Raw genomic sequence first — 22272 nt, forward strand, 5'->3', positions numbered from 1 at the left:
AATCAGGCCACAGAGGGTATGAGCATCCCGGAAGACTGGAAGTGGATCAAGCATGACCAGCGCAATATTCGCGCCATTGCGAAGGCTCACGGAAACCCAAAGATCAGGACGTTTCCGTCGATTGGTACATTGCAATATGTCTGGGCAGAGTTTGTTCGAAAGATCAAGTGGAGCCCCATCCTGAACCTGATGGAGTACAACAAGTTTGATGCCATGCGTGTCTTGCAGGAGTCGCACGGCTACAAGCCTTATCCCTATAAGCATTACGAATCCATCTTCACACGGTTCTACCAGGGCTACCTGTTGCCGCGCAAGTTCCATGTGGATAAAAGACGAGTGCACTTGTCGACGTTGGTTGTTTCAGGGCAGTTGTCCCGTGAGCACGCTGTGGCCGACCTGCAGAATCTTCCTTATCCCAGCCAGGCGGAAATGGACAATGATCGCCAGTATTTCCTGAAAAAGATGGGTTGGACAGAGGCGCAGCTGGAGGATTATCTGAACAGGCCGGAGCGGCCGCACACGGCATACGCCAGCGAGATCCGCTTATGGAATGCCCTGAAAGACCTCTACTTGAGGATCCGCAGGTGAAGTTATTGACTGTCATCGGCGCGCGCCCGCAGTTCATCAAGGCTGCGGTCGTTTCCAGGGCGCTCGCCGTGCATCACCCCAAGGTGTGCGAAGTTCTTGTACATACCGGTCAGCATTACGACACGAACATGTCGGACGTGTTCTTCGACGAGCTCGATATCCCAAAACCGGACCACCATCTGGGTGTAGGCGGGGGCTCGCACGGCCGGAACACTGGCCGAATGCTGGAGGCTCTGGATGATCTGATGGCCCGCGAGCAGCCGGACTGGGTATTGGTTTATGGCGACACCGACAGCACGCTGGCAGGGGCATTAGCCGCCGCCAAGCTCCATATCCCGGTGGCTCACATTGAGGCTGGTTTGCGGTCTTTCAACCGTCGTATGCCGGAAGAGATCAATCGAGTTCTGACGGACCACATTGCGAGCATGCTTTTCGCGCCGACCGCGCTTGCGCGTAACAATTTGCGGCACGAGGGCATCGAAGAAGCAAAGATTCACGTCGTTGGCGATGTCATGTATGACGCGGCGCTGTATTACAAGAAGCGCGCCCGCAAGCCACAGTGGTTTGATTCGCTGGGACTGGAGTCTTTCGCTTTGTGCACCATTCATCGGGCGGAAAATACTGACGACCCGCTACGGATGCGCGGCATTTTGGATGGGCTTGCACTTACGGAGACCGTTATCGTCCTGCCGTTGCATCCGCGCACGCGCAAGCAGATGGCAGAGTTTGGCCTGGATCTGCCCGAAAACGTGCTGGTCGTCGACCCCGTCGGGTATCTGGAAATGGTCTGGCTGGAAGCAAGTTGCCGCGTAGTCATCACAGACTCTGGCGGCGTTCAGAAAGAGGCCTATTTCCATGGGAAGCCCTGCGTAACGTTACGTGATGAAACGGAGTGGGTTGAACTTGTGGAAAGCGGCGCCAATGTTCTCGTCGGAGCAGATGCGGAGCGTATCGCCGCCATGGTTTCCAGAGCCAACAATATAAGAAAAGAAAGTGGCGGTTTTTATGGTGACGGAAATAGCGCAAAGGGCATACTTGGAAAGTTGTTTGAATAGTCTGAGAGCGTCGAAATAGATGTCAGAGTCATCATCCATTCTGCAATTGAGCCGCGGCTTCTGGGCCCATTTGACTGCGCGCCGCAAGCGACAGCTGGCCGTGCTGGTGATATTGATGGTGCTGACCTCTTTTGCCGAAGTTCTTAGTCTGGGAGCCGTTCTGCCATTTCTGGCGATATTGACGACGCCCGACAGGGTATTTGAGTACCCGGCCATTCAGCCAATACTAAGCTGGATGGAAATACAGAGCGCTCAGGAACTGCTGTTGCCCATTACGGCTTTATTTATCGTGGCCGCCTTGCTTGCCGGAGTGATGAGGCTGGCTCTGCTGTATGTAAATACCAAGCTTTCGTATGCGATAGGTGCGGATTTTAGTTATGAGGTGTATCGCAGGACCTTGTACCAACCTTACATTGTTCACGTATCCAGGAATAGCAGCGAGGTTATCAGTGGGGTTGTCAACAAAGTCGCGATGATAATTTCGGGTTTCCTTTCCCCAATTTTGACTTTAGTTAGCTCCGCTTGGCTGCTGGCTGCCATTCTGCTGGCTTTATTGGTGATGGACCCGTTCATGTCGTTGGCTGCATTGGTGGGCTTTGGTGCTATATATGGTGCCGTTATTGTAGTGACGAGAAAGCGCTTAGCAAGGGACAGTCGTCGGATATCGTCAAAGTATCCGCAAGTAGTCAAGGTGTTGCAAGAGGGTTTGGGCGGAATTCGTGATGTGCTGATTGATGGTACTCAAGATGCATATTGCCAAAGTTATCGCAGTGCAGATATCCCATTGCGTCATGCGCAAGCCAGCGGAGTGTTTATCGGCGGTGCACCTAAGTTCGCGGCTGAAGCGCTGGGCATGGCTTTCATTGCGACCCTTGCCTATGTAATGGCGCAGCAGACGGGCGGTGTGAATAAGGCTATTACCACATTAGGTATGCTGGCTTTGGGGGCCCAGCGATTGCTCCCTATATTGCAGCAGTCCTATCAGGCTATCGTGCAAATCCGTACCAGCAAGGATTCACTGAGCGATGCGCTTGATTTATTGAGTCAGCCTATCGATATGGAAGTGTACGCGGGTCACGCCGCAGGACTTTCATTTCGGAAGTCTATTCGCTTGGATAACCTGGGGTTTCGCTATGACTCAGATACGCAAATGGTATTGAAAGGACTGAGCTTGGAAATTCCGCGCGGTAGTCGAGTCGGCTTTATTGGTACCACTGGTAGTGGTAAAAGCACGTTATTAGATATTTTGATGGGATTGCTTCCCGCGACAGAAGGTTCTGTGTGGATTGACGATACCTTGTTGGAGGGCCGTACGCAGCGAGCGTGGCAGCGAAGAATTGCCCATGTACCGCAAGTCATTTATTTGGCTGATAGCAGCATTGCAGAGAATATTGCCTTTGGTATAAATCGGGATGAGATTGACATGGGCCGCGTGCGTCAGGCTGCTCATCAAGCTCAAATCTCCGACTATTTCGAATCGTTGCCCAGGCAGTATGAAACCCAGGTTGGTGAGCGCGGGGTGCGATTGTCGGGAGGCCAGCGTCAGCGTATAGGCATTGCGCGTGCCCTGTATAAGCAGGCGGAGGTCATCGTGTTCGATGAGGCTACGAGCGCTTTAGACAATGAAACTGAGCGCGCTGTTATGGACGCAATAGAGAGTCTAGGCAAAGACTTGACTATCCTCATAATTGCCCATCGCTTGTCGACGTTGCAGCGCTGCGACCAGGTGGTGGAGCTTGCTGCGGGCCACATTGTGAGGACGGGATCATATGCCGAGATGATCGGCGATGCGATTAACAAATAATAGCGCTGTAGGTTGATGGGAAAATAACAAGTGAAAGCAGTCATTTTAGCGGGGGGGCTTGGGACCCGCATATCCGAAGAAACTCATTTAAAGCCCAAGCCGATGATTGAAATTGGTGGCAAGCCTGTCCTGTGGCACATCATGAAGATGTATTCGCATCATGGAATCAAGGATTTCGTGATTTGCTGCGGTTACAAGGGTTATGTGATCAAGGAGTATTTTGCCAACTACTTCTTGCACATGTCCGATGTTACTTTCGACATGACCACGAATAGTATGGAAGTGCATCATCAGCATGCCGAGCCGTGGCGCGTTACATTGGTCGATACGGGAGAGAACACGTTGACCGGAGGACGCCTGAAACGTGTGGCTAAGTACATCAAGGACGATGAAGCGTTCTGTTTTACCTACGGTGATGGTGTTAGCGATGTGGACATCCGCGCTTCTATCGCCTTTCATAGGAAGCACGGTAAGCTCGCGACAGTAACGGCCGTCCAGCCGCCGGGGCGTTATGGCGCCTTGGAGCTGAAGGGCGAAGAGGTCGCGGGTTTCGTTGAAAAGCCGCGTGGTGATGGTGGGCTTATCAACGGCGGTTTCTTTGTGCTTTCGCCCAAGTGCCTTGATTTCATAGAGGGTGATCAAACCAGTTGGGAAGGTGCCCCGTTAGGCTCACTCGCGACCGGAGGTCAGTTGATGGCCTTTGAGCATAAGGGGTTCTGGCAGCCGATGGACACCTTGCGGGAGAAAAATTTGTTGGAAGATCTTTGGGTTTCGGGCAAGGCCCCCTGGAAGATGTGGGCGTAATCATGTTTGGTGATCTATATCGGGGGCGCCGCGTTCTGCTCACCGGGCACACTGGCTTCAAGGGAAGCTGGCTTGCTTTGTGGCTGCAGGCTTTGGGGGCGGACTTGTCTGGTCTAGCACTCGCACCGGCTACGAAGCCCTCGCATTGGGATCTGTTGAACCTGGACATGACTGATCATCGTGTGGACGTACGAGACGCGCTATTGATGAGAAATGTCGTCCAGACGGTGCAGCCCGAAATTGTTTTCCACCTAGCGGCTCAGCCTCTGGTTCGGCGATCGTACCGCGACCCGCTGGAAACCTGGTCGACCAATGTGATAGGTACGGCGAATGTCCTTGAGGCTTGTCGCCAACAGCCCTCGGTACGAGCGATCGTTGTTGTTACAACGGACAAGTGCTACGAAAACCATGAGTGGGAATGGGGGTATCGAGAGAGCGACCGCTTAGGCGGTCATGATCCGTACAGCGCCTCTAAGGCAGCAGCAGAGCTAGTGGTGACCAGCTACCGAAAATCTTTTTTTAATAGCCCGAATGCACCATTGCTGGCCAGCGCTCGGGCAGGCAACGTAATCGGGGGGGGCGACTGGTCGGAAGACCGTTTGATTCCTGACCTAGTACGAGCTGTCGAAGGGGGCCGGCCTTTAGAGATTCGCGCCCCCCATGCAACCCGCCCCTGGCAACATGTGCTGGAGTCACTCGCTGGCTATTTGATCCTAGGGCAGGCACTGCTTGCCGGCGACAGAGCCAGTGCCCGAGCATGGAATTTCGGCCCTGATGCTGAGGGCAATCAAACAGTTTGCGAAGTGCTGGAGCGCTTGAAGAGCACCTGGCCGGCGTTGACTTGGTGCGTGGGTAAGGAAGCGCATGCACACGAGGCTACCTTGTTGCATCTGGACAGCACACTCGCACGCAAGCGTCTGGGGTGGCGGCCCGTTTGGTCCCTGGACGATGGGCTTGCGGCAACCGCCAACTGGTTCAGGGTGCTGCACGAGCAAGATAAATTGCTAAGTACCACGCAGCTTCATGACTATATCCAGGCCGCCGAACAGGCGGGCCATGCATGGGCCTGCAAATGAAGATCATGCCCACAGCGCTGCATGGAGTGTTCGTGGTGGACACACAGCCGTTCAACGATCACCGCGGGGCCTTTACCCGCTTGTTTTGTGGGCGGGAGCTGGCGTCTATACTTGGCGGTCGGCATATCGTGCAAATCAATCATTCACGTACGACCGCTGTAGGTGCTGTACGCGGCATGCATTACCAGTCTGCACCGCACGCCGAGATGAAACTCGTACGCTGCCTCAAGGGACGTGTCTGGGACGTTGCCGTAGACCTGAGGGCTGGATCGCCGAGTTTCATGCGATGGCATGCCCAAGAGCTGAGCCCCGATAATGCCTGCATGCTGGTGATTCCGGAAGGTTGTGCCCATGGGTTTCAAGCCTTGGAGCCGGATAGTGAATTGCTCTATTTGCACACTGCCCTTTATGCGCCCGATTTCGAAAGAGGGGTCGCGCATGACGAGCCACAGTTGGCCATTGAGTGGCCACTGTCAGTTGTGGATCTTTCCGTACGCGACCAGCAGCATCCCCGACTTCCCATCGATTTTCCCGGACTTCATCTATGAAATGCCGCCATTGTGGAACTGTTCTCCAACACACGTTCCTGGACCTGGGCTTTGCGCCGCCGTCGAATGCCTATCTGACGCAAGCCGACTTGAGCCGCCCTGAAAAGTATTACCCTTTGAAGGTTCGCGTGTGTGACCAATGCTGGTTGGTGCAGACTGAAGACTATGCGCAGGCGCATGAGCTTTTTAGCTCCGACTATGCGTATTTTTCCAGCACATCTAGTAGCTGGCTGGCGCATGCTAAGCACTACGCAGAAATGATTGCCGCTCGTCTTGCGCTGGATGGAACCAGTCAGGTAATTGAACTGGCCTCTAACGATGGTTATCTACTTAAAAACTTCGTTGCGGCAGGCATTCCATGTCTGGGTATAGAGCCAACAGCAAGTACGGCTGCCGCCGCAGAGGCGTTGGGCATTCCTGTCTTACGGGAGTTCTTTAGTTACTCGTTTGGGCAAATGTTGGCTGAGTCAGGGCGGCAAGCCGATCTAATAATCGGCAACAACGTCTATGCCCACGTGCCAGATATTAATGATTTTACGCTCGGGATGGCCATTGCGCTGAAGCCTTGCGGTACGATCACGCTGGAGTTTCCTCACTTGTTGCGTCTAATTGAGAACAATCAGTTCGATACTATTTATCACGAACATTTTTCCTATTTGTCGCTGCACGTCGCCCAAACTATATTTAAGGAGGCGGGTTTGCGCATTTATGATGTGGAGGAGCTACCGACGCATGGCGGAAGTATACGCATTTATGGTTGTCACGCTCGATCAAATCAAGAAGAGCAGCCGGCAGTAGCGCGATTACTTGAGATGGAGATAGATCAAGGGTTGCTCGATATACGGACATACCAAGCATTTCAGGCGGAGGCGGATCGGATCAAGAATGATCTGCATGCTTTTTTAATCGAGCAGAAGCGCCTAGGCAATCGCGTCGCCGCTTACGGAGCGGCCGCGAAAGGTAATACGCTGTTGAATTATGCCGGTATAAAGCCAGACCTGCTGCCCTTTGTCTGCGATGCCGCCAGGGCTAAGCAGGGAATGTACATGCCGGGCAGCCACATTCCTATCCTGCCCCCAGACGCCTTGCTAAAGGGTAAGTTGGATTACTTATTGATTTTACCTTGGAATCTTGCGGCAGAGGTCCAAGCCGAGCAAGATGAGCTCTTGGGGTCTGGCGTGGTTCCTGTGGTTGCCGTACCTTATCTCAATCGTTTGAGATAAGGTCACAAATTTCATGTCTACTAATACTAATATAGAGAGCTTATATGAGTAATGATCCGCGAGATCACGATGGTGCGCGCTTGAAGAACGCCTTGTTGACGCTAGGTCGGAATGAGTCTTTGCGTCGCGAGCTGATGAATTGGCTCAAAGCCGTTGAAAAGGACATAAGGGCGCCTGTGTCCGTAAGAGAAGACGTGACTGGCCCTATCATTGACGCCTTGCACAATGACGATGATATGTATGAGAAGTCGTTGGCCGATGGCACGAAGTTCCGTTTTTATTACCGTACGAAAATCGCGCGCGATTTTTTGCTATCCGAGCAAACGCATCCCTCCCACGTCTGGGAGCCACAGACAACCCGCCTGCTGCAGTATTTGACCGCTCACACACAAGGGGACGTGTTGATTGGAGGCGCTTACTTCGGCGATCACGCGATTGTGCTTGGTCGTCAGTTGGCAAGCACTGATCGGCTTGTACATTGCTTTGAGCCGAATATAGCGCAATCTCAGATGCTGGAGCAAAATGCGGCCCTTAATCAACTGCAGAATATAAGACTTAACCGAGCAGGCGTATGGGATGTGACTAACCAGAGGTTGAGGCTGGACGGTTTTGACTCATTTGCAAATGCAGTGCCAGTCGATGATGAGGAGGGTTCATTTCCAACAGTTACCATCAGTGATTACTGTCGACGGGCTGAGCGGTCATTAGGTGTTGTGATGCTCGACATAGAGGGAGCGGAGTTCCGGGCATTACAAGGTGCCATCGAGATTCTCAAAAGAGACAGACCAGCTGTTGTGTTTGAAGTACATAGGAGCTATGTGGACTGGACCGTTGGGTTACTAGAAACGCCAATTTGCAGCCTTTTTGGTTCGCTTGGTTACACGCTCTATGCAGTGCGTGACTTTAATAGTCACTATGAGATGCAAGAGCGTGCTATTGAGTTAATACCTGCTGAAACCGTGTACCTTGACGGCCCCCCTCACGGATTTAACATGTTGGCTATTCCCTCGCCCGCTTTGATTGACGATCCATTATTTAAGCAAGTTAGCGGCGTAAGCCCTAAGTTGTTGTTACATAGAGATCCCGCCTTGCATCATCCTCTTGACGAAGCTTAAAGCAAACCTTGAACATGCTGAATAGAGGAAAGTTATGTCTGTGAGGTGCGCGACAATCATAGGCGGCAATGGATTTATTGGGCGGGCATTGAAGGCCCACTTGATGCAACAGGGGTGGGCGGTCTGGGAACCTTCGCGCGCGCAGCGCTGGCCTGAAACGTCTCGCTCGCTTGGTCATGTTTTTTATTGCGCGGGCCTTACTTCGGATTATCTTAAGCGCCCGGCTGACACTGTACTAGCACATGTGAGTTTGCTGAGCGCAGTGTTGCAGTCGACCTCTTACACGTCGCTTGTTTATTTGTCATCTACGCGTGTATACGATAGCCTACCTGAAGGAGGCGTCGCATTTGAGGATACGCCGCTGATTGTCAATCCAGGTTGCGCACGTCAGTTGTATGACTTGACCAAGCTTACTGGGGAAGCTGTATGTCATGCTTTAGGAGGTGGGCGAGCGCGAGTTGCAAGATTATCTTGTGTATATGCCGGACCTTCCGATAGCGAGGGGTTTTTACCACGCTTACTAGGAAAAATTCTTGGTGCCGAAATGGATGCAAGTGTCATCATCGACTCGTCGCCTTCATATACAAGAGATTACGTTCACCTAACGGATGTGCTTCGCGCTTTGGTGGACATCGCTGTAAGAGGGAAACACGCAACATACAACGTGGCCTCTGGCCATAATGTAAGTAACGCGCAATTAGCCGCCCAAGTTAAAAGTATTACTGGCAGGGCGATCGAATTTCTTAACAGCCAATATGCACCGGAGCCAGCGGTGGTCAGCATAGAGCGTCTGGTCGCTGATTTTGGTTGGTATCCTGTTCAAGTCGACCAGCAAATGAAGGCTACATTGGGGGTGGCCACATGAAGATCATCGGTTTGGACGAAAAGCGTCTGGCAAACTATGTGCATGCGCAACTTGCGCATCACTTTCCAATTGATAACTTGCCTGAGCCGGCTTTTATTGGGGCATATATTCCGAAAACCTTGAAACGGCTGGAGCGGTGTGTTGCGGAAGTGGTGATGTGGCAACCCGGTGTATTTGATGTGTTGCACTCCACGCAGTATTGCACTTTTTTATACTACTTGGCTAACACAGTTTGGCGGGAGAGTGGTAATAGACAGTGTTGTACTTTGTTATTTTTGTTGAATAAGACGCTTAACGGAATAGACCTTTTTTATGAAATAGAAATGCCAGAGGTGTTTTTCATTGGGCACTCCGTCGGTATTGTGTTAGCAAAAGCTCAATATGGAAATTATCTAGTGCTTTATCAAAACTCTACGGTTGGTAAAAACAATGGAATTGCACCCGTGTTGGAGGAGCGAGTTGTACTGTATCCGAATACGGCGGTAATCGGGCGTAGCATAGTACGCAGACGCTCAATCATAGCTCAGGGTGTAAGTGTGGTTAACAATGACACACCTGGAAATAGTTTGGTATTTCAAGGGAGCTCAGGTGGTTTAATCTTTAAGGGCATTGTGAGAGATATGTATTGCGAGTATTTTCGATCGTAGTGTAGGAGTAAAGTAATCAATTTTGTTTCGTGGGTTGATGTTTTTTCTGGTGCTTTCCAAAGATATTTATATAGAAATTACGTGGTATGAATTTGATCCCTGGAGGTGGAGCTATCCAAAATTTATCGGACATAACTTTGGTTATGCCAACGTATAATCGTCCTCAGTATGCATTAAGAGGAATGATGTATTGGGGTAAGCTTGGGGTCAATGTTCTTGTATTTGATGGATCAAAAGAGCCGCTTCCTCTTTATGCTCTTGAAAAGATCCCTGTTAGTATTAAATATTTTCACCGCCCGGTCGGCTTTTATAGCCGTTTGCAGGCTGCATTAAACTACATCGATACGCCTTATGCCTCTTTAGTTGCGGACGATGAGTTTTTTCTAAAGAGTGGACTTTCAGCGGCAATTGATTATTTAGATAAGAATCCTGATTATGTTGCATGTGGTGGTCAAGCCGTAGGATTTTGGAGGGCGCAGGAAGATATATTCGTGACGAAACAGTATTCGGGAAACTCCGGGTTTGATCTGAACCACGAGGACCGGGCTCAACGTATTAAAAATCATTTTTCTAAGTACACTCCCGCGTCCGTGTACGCCACTGTAAGGTCTACTGATTTCATCGCGGCAATTACAGCGATGACGGCGCACGAGTTTAGCGTATATTCAATTGGAGAGCTTCAGCTTGAAATGTTCTACGCGTGGCGTGGCAAAGTGAAAGTACTTGATCATATATATTGGCTGCGTAGCGAGGAAAATAAACCTACTCGCAATACGGACCCGTCTTTATACCCGGAAAGGCGCCTCGAAAAATGGTGGTTGAATTGCGACAATCAGGCGGATAAGAAAAAATTTATAGAAATTATGTCACGACATATGGCTGTAAGCGGCCTCGAACGGTCGAAAACAGAGACGGCCATCAGTGTGGCTATGGACGCATATGTCAAATTTGCTATCGATTATTATTCGCCCCGTTCTATGTTTTCTAAAATTGCAAATTCTGTCTCGTATAAGCTTAGGGCGGCGTTGGGTTTGGGTGATCACAGTATGTCGGCAGTTCAAATGATGAAAATTTTAGACCAATATCCTGCTGCTGTATCCGATGCGGCTCATGATGATTTATCCAATATATATCGTATGTTATGCGCCTGGTATGGTAGTTCAAATCACAAAGTTTCCAACAGATTCGAATGAGTGCAAATTCTTCGATAATTACCTTTTGCCTCATTAGTGGAATGTGCTATGTTGAGTAATAAGACTATTCTCGTTACCGGTGGAACTGGATCATTCGGCCATGTTTTCGTATCTATGACCTTGGCTAGATATAATCCGCGAAAACTCATTGTTCTTTCTCGGGATGAGATGAAGCAGTGGGAAATGGCCAAGCTGCATAAGGATGACGATAGAGTTCGCTTCTTTATTGGTGATGTGCGCGATAAAGATCGCTTGTATCGGGCCTTGGACAGTGTCGATTATGTTGTTCATGCAGCGGCGACAAAAATAGTGCCGACCGCCGAATACAACCCGTTTGAATGTATAAAGACAAATGTAAACGGGGCGATGAACCTTATCGATGCATGTATTGATCAAGGTGTTAAGCGTGTTGTTGCCCTATCGACCGATAAGGCAAGCAGTCCTATTAATTTGTATGGTGCTTCCAAGCTGGCGTCTGACAAACTTTTTGTCGCTGGTAATGCGTATGCAGGTGAGCATGGCACGCGTTTTTCGGTTGTGCGTTACGGTAATGTCATGGGTTCGCGGGGCTCGGTGATCCCTTTCTTCATGTCTCTGAGGGAAAGTGGGGTGCTGCCAATTACGGATGCCCGTATGACCCGGTTCATGATTTCTTTAGAGCAGGGTGTTGAATTGGTTTGGCATGCCTTCCAAGACATGGTGGGCGGCGAGGTATATGTAAAGAAGATTCCGTCAATGAAAGTTGTGGAGCTCGCTCGTGCTATAGCGCCGGCTGCAACTCATAAAATCGTTGGCATACGCCCTGGTGAGAAGCTCCATGAGCAGATGATAAGTGCCGAGGACTCTCTTTATACCTACGAGTACCCCGAGCATTACAAGATACTGCCAGCCATTAATGGCTGGAGCGAATCATTGGAGAGGATCAAGGGAGGCACGAAGGTGCCAGAAGGTTTCACATATGCCAGCGATACTAATCCTGAGTGGATGTCATCGGAAGCATTGCAGGCCTGGATTTCCAAGAATTTGGATAGGATTGGAAAGGTGTAGGTCATAATGATTCCATATGGGCGACAGGATATTACGCAAGCGGATATAGATGCAGTTATTGAGGTGCTGGAGTCAGAGTTTCTCACCCAGGGCCCAAAAGTGCCGGCTTTTGAGCAGGCAATAGCTTCGAAGGTGGGGGCCAGTTACGGAGTGGCTGTTAACAGTGCGACATCAGCTCTGCACATAGCCTGCTTGGCGCTCGGGTTAGGTCCTGGTGACTGGCTTTGGACCTCTCCGATTACATTTGTGGCATCAGCTAATTGTGCTTTGTATTGCGGCGCGCAGGTGGATTTCGTTGATATCGATCCATGTAGCTACAATCTGGATCCAAGCGCACTTGAAGCTAAATTGGTTGTGGCTGAGCGTGAAGGTCGTCTGCCCAAAATTGTTGTGCCGGTACATCTGTCCGGCCAGCCTTGCGATATGCAGGCAATCTATGCATTGGCGATGCGTTATGGCTTCAAGATAATAGAAGACGCATCGCATGCTATTGGCGGAAAATATCGAGGGGAATACGTAGGAAATTGCCGGTATAGCGACATCACTGTCTTCAGTTTTCACCCTGTCAAGATCATTACTGCTGGGGAAGGAGGTGTGGCGACAACTAATGACCGGGTGTTGGCAGAGCGGATGGCGTTGTCGCGTAGCCATGGGATTACCCGAGATCCGGCGCTGATGACGCAAGTGCCTGATGGTTCTTGGTATTATCAGCAAATTTGCTTGGGTTTTAACTACCGAATGACTGAGCTACAGGCTGCGCTGGGTATTAGCCAGCTTAAGCGACTGGATAGCTATATTGAGAGGCGCCACGAGATTGCCCGAGAGTATGAGGGGGCGTTCCGTGGTTTACCGATCGTAACCCCTGTGCAATGTTCGGACGGTTACTCGGCTTATCATCTTTACGTGATTCGTTTGCAGTTGGAGTCTATATCTCTAAGTCACAAAGAAGTGTTCGAAGCTTTACGTCGGTGCGGTGTGGGTGTGAATTTGCATTATATTCCTGTGCATATTCAGCCTTACTATCAGAAAATGGGATATGGTTTTGGAGATTTTCCGGAGGCGGAGAAATATTATCGCGAGGCAATCAGTTTGCCCATGTATGCGACTCTAACTTCTGAACAACAAACTCTTGTCGTGAGGGCTGTGAAATCGGCGATTCGCTTGCCTTCTTAGTGGGGGATGGGGTTCGGGTTTAGATCTAGTTTTAGTGAATCAGAGAAAATGAAAAAAGAATCTGCAGTTCCCTATGTTATTTTCGAAGTTGCTAATGTTCATGCTGGAGACCTAAGTTATTTAAAGAGGATGGTCGACGAATTCTCTCGAATTGATTATAAGAAGAAGGGTATTAAATTTCAGATATTTTCTCCGGATGGCATTGCTTTGCCGGATTTTGAGTGGTACCCGGTATATGAGAAGTTGCATTTCGGTAAGCAGGTTTGGCAAGGCCTGATAGCGGAGGCTGCTGAGCATGGTGAGGTTTGGATAGATGTTTTTGATAATTACGGTACTACTGTATTAAGCGAAAATCTTGATCGTGTGGCTGGGGTTAAGCTACAAGCTTCGGTTCTAGAAAACCACGAAATACGCAGTGCTTTAGAGGCTATCGAGTTTGGTGAAAAGCGTCTGGCAATTAATGTGTCTGGCCTATCGTTAAGCGAAATTCAGGCAGTATATGACTACTTCTCTGGTGTTTCGAGACATGTGATTTTGCAGACGGGCTATCAGGGATATCCGACAAGGATCTCTGATACAGGACTGCAAAAGATTTCGGTATTGCAAGCGGCGTTTCCTGGGGTTCCATTGTGTATGGCCGATCATGCCGATGCAGATCTGCGCTTTGCTCTCGAAGCCCCGGTCTATGCTGCTTTGCTTGGGTGTGCATACATAGAAAAGCACTTTTGTCTTGATCGTAAGACGGCTAAATATGATGGATTTTCATCGTTGGAGCCCGGGCAGGTGAGGGAGCTTTGTGTCGCGCTGGACAACGCTAGTATGGCGTCGCATGGTCAGTTTATTAGCGATCCAGAGCGGGAGTACCTTAAGAAATCTATTCAGATACCTGTGGCAAACCATAATTTGGAGCCGGGTGGCCTAGTTACGACATCTGATGTAATTTATCGTCGGACGTCGCAGGTCGGTTTAAACTTTCAGCAAATCCGGGAACTCCAGCAACAGCGACATATTTTGTCTACTGGAGTAGCAGCAGGAGCCGCATTTCCCATCGGAGCTTTTCGCCCGGCTAACATCGCCGTTGTTGTCGCGTGTCGTATGAAGTCATCGAGGCTTTCCAAGAAGGCGTTGTTGCCGATTGCCGGCGTTCCTTCTGTAGAGCGTTGCTTGTCTCAATGTCTAGCGGTGCCCGGTGTGCAAAGAGTGGTATTGGCTACATCTAATCTGGAGGCTGATGCTGTTTTAAAAGAGTACACGCTCGACGGGGCGGTGGATTTCTGGCAAGGCGATCCTGAGGATGTCATTGGAAGATATTTAGGCGCATGCGAGCATTTCGATATCGACGTCGTAATTCGGGTGACTGCGGATTGCCCATTGATTCTTCCTGAGGTTATCGGTCATCTTATTGACCGACATTTCGCTACTGGAGCCGACTACACTGCTGCTATTGATGCAGCAGTTGGTACAGCGGGAGAGATTATCAATACGCGCGCTTTGCAGCAGGTGCAAGATTATTTTGGGAATGCTGCGTATTCTGAATATATGACTTGGTATTTCCAGAATAATCCAGATCATTTCAAGGTCAATCTTGTGCACCTTCCTGAAACGTTGGTCAGAAGTTATAGGATGACTTTGGACTACGAGGAAGATCTTTTAATGTTTAATCGTCTATACGAGAGATTGGGTGATGGATATCAAAGTTACACGGCCGAAAAAGTATTTTCTGTGCTGGATAGCGATCCAGATATCTCACAGATGAATTCGCATCTCACACTGAAATATCGAACCGATAAACAACTGATTGATACCTTGAATCGCGAAACCCGAATGCGTATCGCTTAGCCGTAAGCGATTGATCCATTCTTGACATTGATCTGTAGTGCAACAAAAAATTGATAGGATAGTAATGCAAAAGTTCAAGACTGAGCAGGAGGCCTTTTGGGCCGGTGAGTTTGGCGTCGAGTACATCAGTCGAAATCAGGGGAGGGAGCTGCAGGCCGCGAATCTGAATTTCTTCTCTAAGGCATTAAAAAGCGCTCGAAACTTTCACTCTTGTATAGAGTTTGGTGCGAATATTGGCATGAACGTTCGGGCGCTTCAGCTTTTATATCCGACTATAGAAATTCATGGAATAGAGATCAATCAGCAAGCCGCCGACCAGTTGGTTGAGGTGCTGGGCAGAGATAATGTTTATCGTACTTCTATTACGGATTTTCAGCCGGAGCGAAAGTGGGATTTGGTGCTGATTAAGGGCGTGCTTATACATATCAACCCAGATGCCCTAACGGAGGTGTACGATAAGCTGGTTGCCTCGTCGACTAGATATGTTCTTGTTGCGGAATACTATAATCCCGTTCCGGTGGCGATTCCGTATCGCGGGCATGAGAATCGTCTTTTTAAGAGAGATTTTGCGGGCGAAATTATGAGCCGATTTCCAGAAATGCAACTGATTGATTACGGTTTCGCCTATCATTTGGATCCAGACTTTCCTCAGGACGATATTACTTGGTTCCTCATGGAAAAGAAAATTTAAACAAAATCGAGGAAGCAATGATGATCAAGTATTGCACGCGTTGCATCATGCCGGATACCAAGCCAGATCTTCGGCTTGATGAACAAGGGGTCTGTAATGCCTGTCGTAGCTACGAAATGCGTAAGGAGGTTGATTGGGATAGTCGATACAAAGAATTGCTAGTTGTATTAGATAGATATCGTTGTAGGGATGGTAGCAATTGGGACTGTATTGTTCCGGTCAGTGGAGGCAAGGATAGCACCTACCAAGTCATAAGGATGCTGCAACTTGGTCTTAATCCCCTCTGTGTAACCTCGACAACATGCGATTTGTCTGATATTGGTCGGAAGAATATTGAGAATATTAAGCATTTAGGCGTTGACTATATCGAAGTCTCCCCGAATCCGTTGGTTAGGGCCAAGATGAATAGGATAGGCCTAATGCAAGTCGGCGATATTTCATGGCCGGAGCATGTTGGAATTTTTACAATACCTGTGCGTGCAGCAGTGCAATTCAATGTGCCTTTGATTGTTTGGGGCGAAAACTCCCAAAATGAATACGGTGGCCCAGCAGCAGCAGCGGATAACAATACTCTTGACCGTAGGTGGTTGGAGGAATTTGGAGGACTGCTTGGTATGCGTGTTACAGACCTCGTGGGGGCAGAGGGGATTGAGCCCAAGCATTTGATTCACTACACCTATCCCAGCGATGCCGAGCTAGCCAGGGTTGGGGTTACTGGATTGTTTCTTGGGCACTATATTCCGTGGGATGGGCTCTCAAATTCGCTAATTGCGCAAGCCAATGGGTTCACGACTTATCACAAGGTTGTAGAAGGCTCAATGGTAAGCTACGAGAATCTGGATAACCATCAGACAGGGATCCACGATTACTTTAAGTTTCTGAAGTTCGGGTTTGGTCGAGCAACTGATCTCGCATGCTTGCATATTCGGAGGGGGCGCTTGACGAGGCAGGATGGGCTCGAAGCAGTAAAGCGCTTGGATGGTAAGTTTCCCTGGGAGTATTTGGGCAAGCAATTGGCTGATATTCTTGAGCCTTTGAATATTACGGTCGAAGATTTCATAAAGATATGCGATCGATTCACGAACAAGAAATTGTTCAAGCGAGATCCTGCTGGCGGCTTGTTGAAGGATCGGCAAGGCAATCTACTAAAGATCAATGACGATAACTCATGATTACCGGTATCGTTGACTATGGGGTGGGTAACCTTGGCTCCCTAGCGCATTCGCTACGGGAGTATGGTGAGATTCGGCTGCTTGACAGGCCCGCAGATGCGGAGTCAGTGGATCGGTTGATTTTGCCAGGAGTTGGCAATTTTGCGAATTGTGCCGTCCGGCTACACGATACTGGTTGGTGGAGCGAGTTGTTGGATGCAGCAGGGGAAAGAAAGCAGCCTTTGCTTGGTATTTGTGTGGGTATGCAATTGCTTGCCGACTTCGGGCATGAAGGTGCCTGTGGGGCCGACGATGTTGGTGTTTCCGGTCTAGGGCTCATTGCCGGTGAGGTTCGGCACATTTCAGATCTAGGCTGTACTTTTAGAGTGCCTCATGTTGGCTGGAATTCGATTCGGCTGCCCAATGGTGCGCAGGGAATATTTAGTGATATTCCTGATAAAACAGACTTTTATTTTGTCCACAGCTATGCGTTTGATGTGACGGATCAAGGAGATATCATCGCGGTGACGGATTACGGTATACCTTTGGTCGCGGCGGTTCGTAAGGGGCAAGTCTGGGGCGTTCAGTTTCATCCTGAGAAAAGCTCTAAGGCGGGTCAGCGAATTTTAAAGAATTTTATTGCTGTGGAATCGTGCTGAAAATTCGAGTTATTCCTACATTGTTGTGGAAGCAGTTCGGTTTGGTAAAGGGGGTCGGTTTCGACAGTTGGCGCCGAATTGGTTCAGTATTACCGGCTATGCGTGTCTATGCTGCTCGAGAGGTCGATGAGCTGATCCTTGTCGATATTGCAGCGCATGAGGATGGTGGTGAGCTTGACTTTGAGTCAATAAAAGATTTCAGCTTGGACTGCAATGTACCGTTCACTGTCGGGGGGGGCGTTCGTCACATAGACCAAGTCGCGCAACTCTTACGCGTAGGGGCTGACAAGGTTAGCGTTAACACGGCGGCATATGAGACTCCGCAATTGATATCTCAAATTGCCAGACGGCACGGAGTCCAATGTGTGGTGGCGAGTGTTGATGTGCGTGTTGACGGCAATGGCGGTTGGAAATGTTTTAGTCATGCTGGTACGCGAGCGACTGGGCGATGCGCCATTCAGTGGGTGCGCGAGCTGGAGGGCATGGGGGCTGGCGAAATATTACTTACCTCCATTGACCGGGATGGAACGATGCAAGGTTACGATCTTGGCTTGGTGGAAGCCATTGTTAATGCTGTCAACATCCCAGTAATCGCTTCTGGGGGGGCAGGATCCTACAAGCACATGGTGGAAGCAGTGCTTCAGAGTGGAGCATCAGCAGTGGCTGCGGCCAGCATGTTCCATTTCACGGAGCAAACTCCAGCAGGCGCAAAAGTGGCGTTGGCAGAGGCTGGTGTTCCTGTTCGCTGGCCACTGGGTGCGCGACTAAGCACGAACTGAGTGATGCCAAATGTAGTCTTCCGAGCTGACGCATCTGTACATATCGGTACTGGTCATATTATGCGCTGCCTGACGCTTGCGGATGCTTTGCGTCACAGAGGTTTAGAGTCAGCATTTATCTGCCGCGACCACACAGGCCATCTTATGGGGATCATTCGCGAACAGGGTCATGCCGTGTATTCATTGCAAGCTGACGAAAGGCATCTGGGATTGTCCGGACATTCGGCCTGGTTAGGAGCAACGCAAGAAATGGATGCCAAGGTGTGTCGGCCGATACTGGAGCGCCTGCGTCCACAATGGCTAGTTGTTGATCACTATGCCTTGGATGAGTGTTGGGAGGGTTTGCTACATGATTGCTATAACCATCTTTTGGTAATCGATGATTTGGCTGATAGACGCCATCAATGCAGTATGTTGCTTGATCCAAATCTTGGGCGTGTAGAGGGTGATTATCTCCCCCTGACCCCTAGCCGATGCACAAGACTACTTGGGCCTCGATATGCGCTTCTTAGGCCGGAGTTTTCGGTGTTGCGCGAATACAGTGCATTACGTCGCCGTCAAGCGACTTTGAGATCCTTGTTGGTAACTATGGGCGGAGTTGATGAAAAAAATGTGACTTGTCGGGTGCTTAAAGCGTTGGAGGGTGCCCCGCTGCCTGTGAATTGTCGGATTACGGTGATTATGGGAACTACATCGCCGCATTTGGCTGAAGTTGGACGGCTGGCAAGGGTGATGCGAGTGCCGACTGAGGTACTTGTAGGTGTGCGCGACATGGCTCGATGCATGGCCGAGAGCGACTTGTGTATCGGTGCGGCGGGGGGGACGGCGTGGGAGAGGTGTTGCCTAGGTTTGCCAACGCTATTGTTGGTGTTAGCGGAAAATCAGATCCCTGGGGCGGCTGCATTGGTGAAGGCAGGGGCAGCGGAGATCCTTGAGCTCGATCGAATTAAGTTAGATTTACCACTTAAGATATCTGAAATTCAAAGAGAGACAACGCGCCTTGAGTGTATGAGCGGAGCTGGGTTGGCGGTGACCTCAGGAACTGGCGCTTGGGATGTGGCGGCTTTAATGACGGATGGGGTGTATTAATGGCTGTTAGACGAATTCGGGTCGTTGAGGAAAAGGATTTGGATCAGATTTTGATTTGGCGTAATCATCCAGACATCCGGAGGTATATGTTTACGCGACAGAAAATCAGTTGGATGGAGCATAGCGCATGGTTTACGTCGCTCCAGGGAGATCCTACACGGCATGCCTTGTTGTACGAGGATAATGGTTTGCCTCTTGGTGTCGTGATGTTGACGTGTCGACAAGGAAATGCGTTAGCCGAGTGGGGTTTCTATAAGGATCCAGGCGCAGCGAAGGGTACTGGAGTCAACATGGGTAGGCTAGCTTTGAGTTATGCATTCGACACGCTCAGATTACATAGGGTTTATGGGAAAGTCATTGCTGATAATCTTGCCTCAATAGAGCTTCATAGAAAGCTGGGTTTCGTCCAAGAGGGGGTGTTGCGTGATCATTTTGGAAGCAATGATCATTTTGATAGTGTTTTGTGTTTCGGTTTATTGGACTCAGAATGGACGTCACAGAGAGAGTTAACAGCATGAAGCATACGTCATTCCAGATCGCGGGCCGAAGAATTGGGCAGGATGTGCCGCCGTATGTTATTGCTGAGATGTCAGCGAATCACAATGGCCGTCTTGAGAGAGCCTTATCTATAGTTGAGAAAGCGAAAGCTGCAGGAGCCGATGCAGTCAAATTGCAAACTTATACGGCTGATACCATTACTTTGAATTGTGATGCGGAAGATTTTCGGATTTGCGGTGGTCTTTGGGATGGCAAGACGCTTTATCAGCTATATCAGGAAGCTCACATGCCTTGGGAGTGGCACCGTCCATTATTCGACAGAGCAAGGCAATTGGGTATTACTATTTTCAGTAGTCCGTTCGATAGTAGCGCGGTAGATTTACTTGAGGAGCTTGGAGCGCCTGCCTACAAGATTGCGTCATTCGAAGCGATTGATCTGCCCTTGATCAGATATGTGGCTGGAACTGGTAAGCCTATGATCATCTCTACCGGAATGGCTGATGCGGAAGAAATACAAGAGGCGCTCGATATTGCCCGTGAAGGTGGATGTCGAGATATTGCCATTTTGCACTGTGTAAGTGGTTATCCTGCACCTGCTGAGGACTACAATCTGCGCACTATACCGGATATGCTGCGGCGTTATGGGGTTGTGACGGGCTTATCTGATCATACTTTAGGTAATACTACCGCGATTGCAAGCGTGGCTTTGGGGGCCTCGATCATTGAAAAACATTTTACGTTGGGCCGAGGTGACGGAGGTCCAGATGATAGTTTTTCTTTGGAGCCTCAAGAGCTTGCTGCCCTTTGTCGCGACTCCAAGACAGCATGGTCTGCGCTGGGTGCAATTGATTACGGACGTAAGTCCAGCGAGCAGGGCAATGCACAGTTTAGACGCTCGTTGTATTTTATCCAGGCCATGAAAATGGGTGAAATTGTAACGAAAGAGTCTGTAAGAAGCGTTCGGCCTGGTTACGGAGTGGCGCCTAAATATATGGACGAGATCGTCGGACGGCGAGTGTGTCGGGATGTTAGGCAGTTCGAGCCTGTGACTTGGGACACGTTGGGTGGGAAATGATGGTCAATATAGCAGCCTTCAAAACTTTGCTGACTACATTTTGGCACCCACGGATTAAGTCATTTCCTCGCGACGCGGATGTTTTGCTAGTGAGACATGATATCGATTGTGGTTATACCTACAGGGGGCTGGCTTACGCGCATATTTTGGATAGTGTCTTCGATATTTTGGAGTCCATGGGGAAAACCTGTTGTACCGTCGCTTCGCCCTATAGTTCTTTGATTGGTGACAAGGCTTATGGAAACCCAGTTTGCATAAACCGGCAATATGCTTGGGCTACACTCACGGCCAAAATAAAACCTGGTAGTGATTCTGTTAGGAAGAATGTAAGGGCTAAGAAAGATGTCTGGAAAAGGGTTATTGATGCGGTTTCCCCCAAGGTGATTTTCAGCATAGCTCCGGGTCCAGAGCTATGCTGGGCTGCAAATGAGTCAGGGATTCCCGCGTATGACATTCAACATGGCGTCATTAATGATGGGCATGTTATTTACAAGGAGGTCCTCAGAGATGGACCGCGGGAGTATGTGCCAAGGGGGTTTCTATGTTGGGATCAGACCGCAGCGAAAACGCTTGATTGGGCTAGTGCGTGCGACCGAGAGGTGTATGTGGTGGGTAACCCATGGTTTTCAAGATTTATTGAACGAAAGGGTGTCGATCCTCTTGTTGAAGAGGCTTTGTCTAAAAAAATGCTATGCGGAACGGGGAAAAAAACTGTTCTTGTCACTCTTCAATGGGGCCTGCGGGAGTTCTTCAGCGATCCTGACTATTACGAAATTTTGCCAAAGTTTTTGATTGACGCCATAAAGCAGTCGGGCGAAAGGTATAACTGGTGGTTGAGATTGCATCCGGTTCAGGTACGTAGCGGAGAAAGGGAGAAAGTAATTTCTTTTCTAGAAAAGGAGTTCGGTAAGAATGGTGCTGTCAGATGGGAAGAGCCGACGAGTTATCCCTTGCCGCAGTTGTTGGCCCGTTGCGACCTTCATATTACCGACTGTGGATCAACGACAATAGAGGCCGCGTGGTTCGGGATTCCCACGGCTTTGCTTAATGATCGTTATGAGAACGGGGGTGTGCTTGAACAGTATTTTGTGTTGGAACGTTCAGTAGGTCTGGCGAACTGCGTCAGGCAAGAGCCATTTTACATTCTGGATTGGATCGATAGAAATGGAAAGAGCAATAACATTAATACTTGGGTCGGCGGCGATCTACGTCCTACATTAGCTAGTATCGTTCCGGAGATGAGTTAAAGGTTAGCCTTAAGTTTTATCTTCTCCCATGGCCTGTGCAATAAAAAAATCAACGGTTTGCTGGCCTTAAGCATCAAGAGTAGAAGGACATTTCAAAATGAGTGGC

At 49.5% G+C, this 22272-nt stretch carries 21 protein-coding genes and 1 pseudogene; all 22 read left to right on the plus strand.

The features are described from left to right. A pseudogene (locus PuT2_RS14880) lies at positions 1 to 588 on the plus strand (N-acetyl sugar amidotransferase); the annotation flags it as partial. Beyond that, positions 585 to 1643, plus strand: coding sequence for a non-hydrolyzing UDP-N-acetylglucosamine 2-epimerase (wecB, locus tag PuT2_RS14885; protein WP_093971788.1), 1059 nt, complete (start codon positions 585 to 587; stop codon positions 1641 to 1643). The pseudogene PuT2_RS14880 and the gene wecB, both read left to right, overlap by 4 nt. A gap of 19 nt (positions 1644 to 1662) precedes the next feature. After that, the gene (locus tag PuT2_RS14890) at positions 1663 to 3447 is read left to right on the plus strand and encodes an ABC transporter ATP-binding protein (RefSeq protein WP_093971789.1); all 1785 of its coding nucleotides are present in this window, start codon (positions 1663 to 1665) and stop codon (positions 3445 to 3447) included. A 30-nt stretch (positions 3448 to 3477) separates the two neighbouring features. Then, positions 3478 to 4251 (plus strand): glucose-1-phosphate cytidylyltransferase, encoded by a 774-nt coding sequence (rfbF, locus tag PuT2_RS14895; protein ID WP_093971790.1) that lies wholly within the window; start codon positions 3478 to 3480, stop codon positions 4249 to 4251. A 2-nt stretch (positions 4252 to 4253) separates the two neighbouring features. Then, positions 4254 to 5327 (plus strand): CDP-glucose 4,6-dehydratase, encoded by a 1074-nt coding sequence (gene rfbG / locus PuT2_RS14900; protein ID WP_173862551.1) that lies wholly within the window; start codon positions 4254 to 4256, stop codon positions 5325 to 5327. After that, complete coding sequence (locus PuT2_RS14905) at positions 5312 to 5875, plus strand: dTDP-4-dehydrorhamnose 3,5-epimerase family protein (RefSeq protein WP_254047025.1); 564 nt, start codon at positions 5312 to 5314, stop codon at positions 5873 to 5875. The genes rfbG and PuT2_RS14905 overlap by 16 nt, the downstream gene beginning before the upstream one ends. Continuing rightward, entirely contained in the window at positions 5872 to 7098 is a 1227-nt protein-coding gene (locus PuT2_RS14910) for a class I SAM-dependent methyltransferase (RefSeq protein ID WP_093971791.1), read from the plus strand. Before PuT2_RS14905 ends, PuT2_RS14910 begins: the two co-directional genes overlap by 4 nt. A gap of 44 nt (positions 7099 to 7142) precedes the next feature. Then, a complete protein-coding gene (locus PuT2_RS14915; RefSeq protein WP_093971792.1) occupies positions 7143 to 8213 on the plus strand; it encodes an FkbM family methyltransferase in 1071 nt (356 codons plus the stop codon). Between the two features lie 34 nt (positions 8214 to 8247). Next, positions 8248 to 9078, plus strand: coding sequence for an NAD(P)-dependent oxidoreductase (locus PuT2_RS14920; RefSeq protein ID WP_093971793.1), 831 nt, complete (start codon positions 8248 to 8250; stop codon positions 9076 to 9078). After that, a complete protein-coding gene (locus tag PuT2_RS14925; protein ID WP_173862552.1) occupies positions 9075 to 9725 on the plus strand; it encodes a hypothetical protein in 651 nt (216 codons plus the stop codon). Before PuT2_RS14920 ends, PuT2_RS14925 begins: the two co-directional genes overlap by 4 nt. Positions 9726 to 9811: 86 nt before the next feature. Next, positions 9812 to 10918 (plus strand): TIGR00180 family glycosyltransferase, encoded by a 1107-nt coding sequence (locus tag PuT2_RS14930; protein WP_093971794.1) that lies wholly within the window; start codon positions 9812 to 9814, stop codon positions 10916 to 10918. Positions 10919 to 10966: 48 nt separating this feature from the next. After that, on the plus strand, positions 10967 to 11965 hold the full coding sequence (gene pseB / locus PuT2_RS14935) for a UDP-N-acetylglucosamine 4,6-dehydratase (inverting) (protein WP_093971795.1): 999 nt from the start codon (positions 10967 to 10969) through the stop codon (positions 11963 to 11965). A gap of 6 nt (positions 11966 to 11971) precedes the next feature. Beyond that, positions 11972 to 13138 carry a UDP-4-amino-4,6-dideoxy-N-acetyl-beta-L-altrosamine transaminase gene (gene pseC, locus PuT2_RS14940; RefSeq protein ID WP_093971796.1) on the plus strand — a complete coding sequence of 389 codons (1167 nt, stop codon included), beginning with the start codon at positions 11972 to 11974 and terminating at the stop codon, positions 13136 to 13138. 48 nt (positions 13139 to 13186) lie between these two features. After that, a complete protein-coding gene (locus PuT2_RS14945; protein WP_158214062.1) occupies positions 13187 to 14977 on the plus strand; it encodes a cytidylyltransferase domain-containing protein in 1791 nt (596 codons plus the stop codon). A 64-nt stretch (positions 14978 to 15041) separates the two neighbouring features. Then, positions 15042 to 15668, plus strand: coding sequence for a pseudaminic acid biosynthesis-associated methylase (locus PuT2_RS14950; protein ID WP_093971798.1), 627 nt, complete (start codon positions 15042 to 15044; stop codon positions 15666 to 15668). After that, positions 15641 to 16840 carry an N-acetyl sugar amidotransferase gene (locus PuT2_RS14955; RefSeq protein WP_254047026.1) on the plus strand — a complete coding sequence of 400 codons (1200 nt, stop codon included), beginning with the start codon at positions 15641 to 15643 and terminating at the stop codon, positions 16838 to 16840. The genes PuT2_RS14950 and PuT2_RS14955 overlap by 28 nt, the downstream gene beginning before the upstream one ends. After that, positions 16837 to 17478, plus strand: coding sequence for an imidazole glycerol phosphate synthase subunit HisH (gene hisH / locus PuT2_RS14960; protein WP_093971799.1), 642 nt, complete (start codon positions 16837 to 16839; stop codon positions 17476 to 17478). Before PuT2_RS14955 ends, hisH begins: the two co-directional genes overlap by 4 nt. Beyond that, entirely contained in the window at positions 17472 to 18257 is a 786-nt protein-coding gene (gene hisF, locus PuT2_RS14965) for an imidazole glycerol phosphate synthase subunit HisF (RefSeq protein WP_093971800.1), read from the plus strand. The genes hisH and hisF overlap by 7 nt, the downstream gene beginning before the upstream one ends. Positions 18258 to 18260: 3 nt before the next feature. Then, positions 18261 to 19346, plus strand: coding sequence for a UDP-2,4-diacetamido-2,4,6-trideoxy-beta-L-altropyranose hydrolase (gene pseG, locus PuT2_RS14970; protein ID WP_093971801.1), 1086 nt, complete (start codon positions 18261 to 18263; stop codon positions 19344 to 19346). Then, positions 19346 to 19864 (plus strand): UDP-4-amino-4,6-dideoxy-N-acetyl-beta-L-altrosamine N-acetyltransferase, encoded by a 519-nt coding sequence (gene pseH / locus PuT2_RS16255; protein WP_093971802.1) that lies wholly within the window; start codon positions 19346 to 19348, stop codon positions 19862 to 19864. The genes pseG and pseH overlap by 1 nt, the downstream gene beginning before the upstream one ends. After that, complete coding sequence (pseI, locus tag PuT2_RS14980) at positions 19861 to 20919, plus strand: pseudaminic acid synthase (RefSeq protein WP_093971803.1); 1059 nt, start codon at positions 19861 to 19863, stop codon at positions 20917 to 20919. Before pseH ends, pseI begins: the two co-directional genes overlap by 4 nt. Continuing rightward, entirely contained in the window at positions 20916 to 22166 is a 1251-nt protein-coding gene (locus PuT2_RS14985) for a hypothetical protein (protein WP_093971804.1), read from the plus strand. Before pseI ends, PuT2_RS14985 begins: the two co-directional genes overlap by 4 nt. The last annotated feature ends 106 nt before the right edge of the window (positions 22167 to 22272 follow it).

This window comes from Pusillimonas sp. T2 (genome assembly GCF_002236805.1).
Lineage (GTDB): Bacteria > Pseudomonadota > Gammaproteobacteria > Burkholderiales > Burkholderiaceae_B > Neopusillimonas.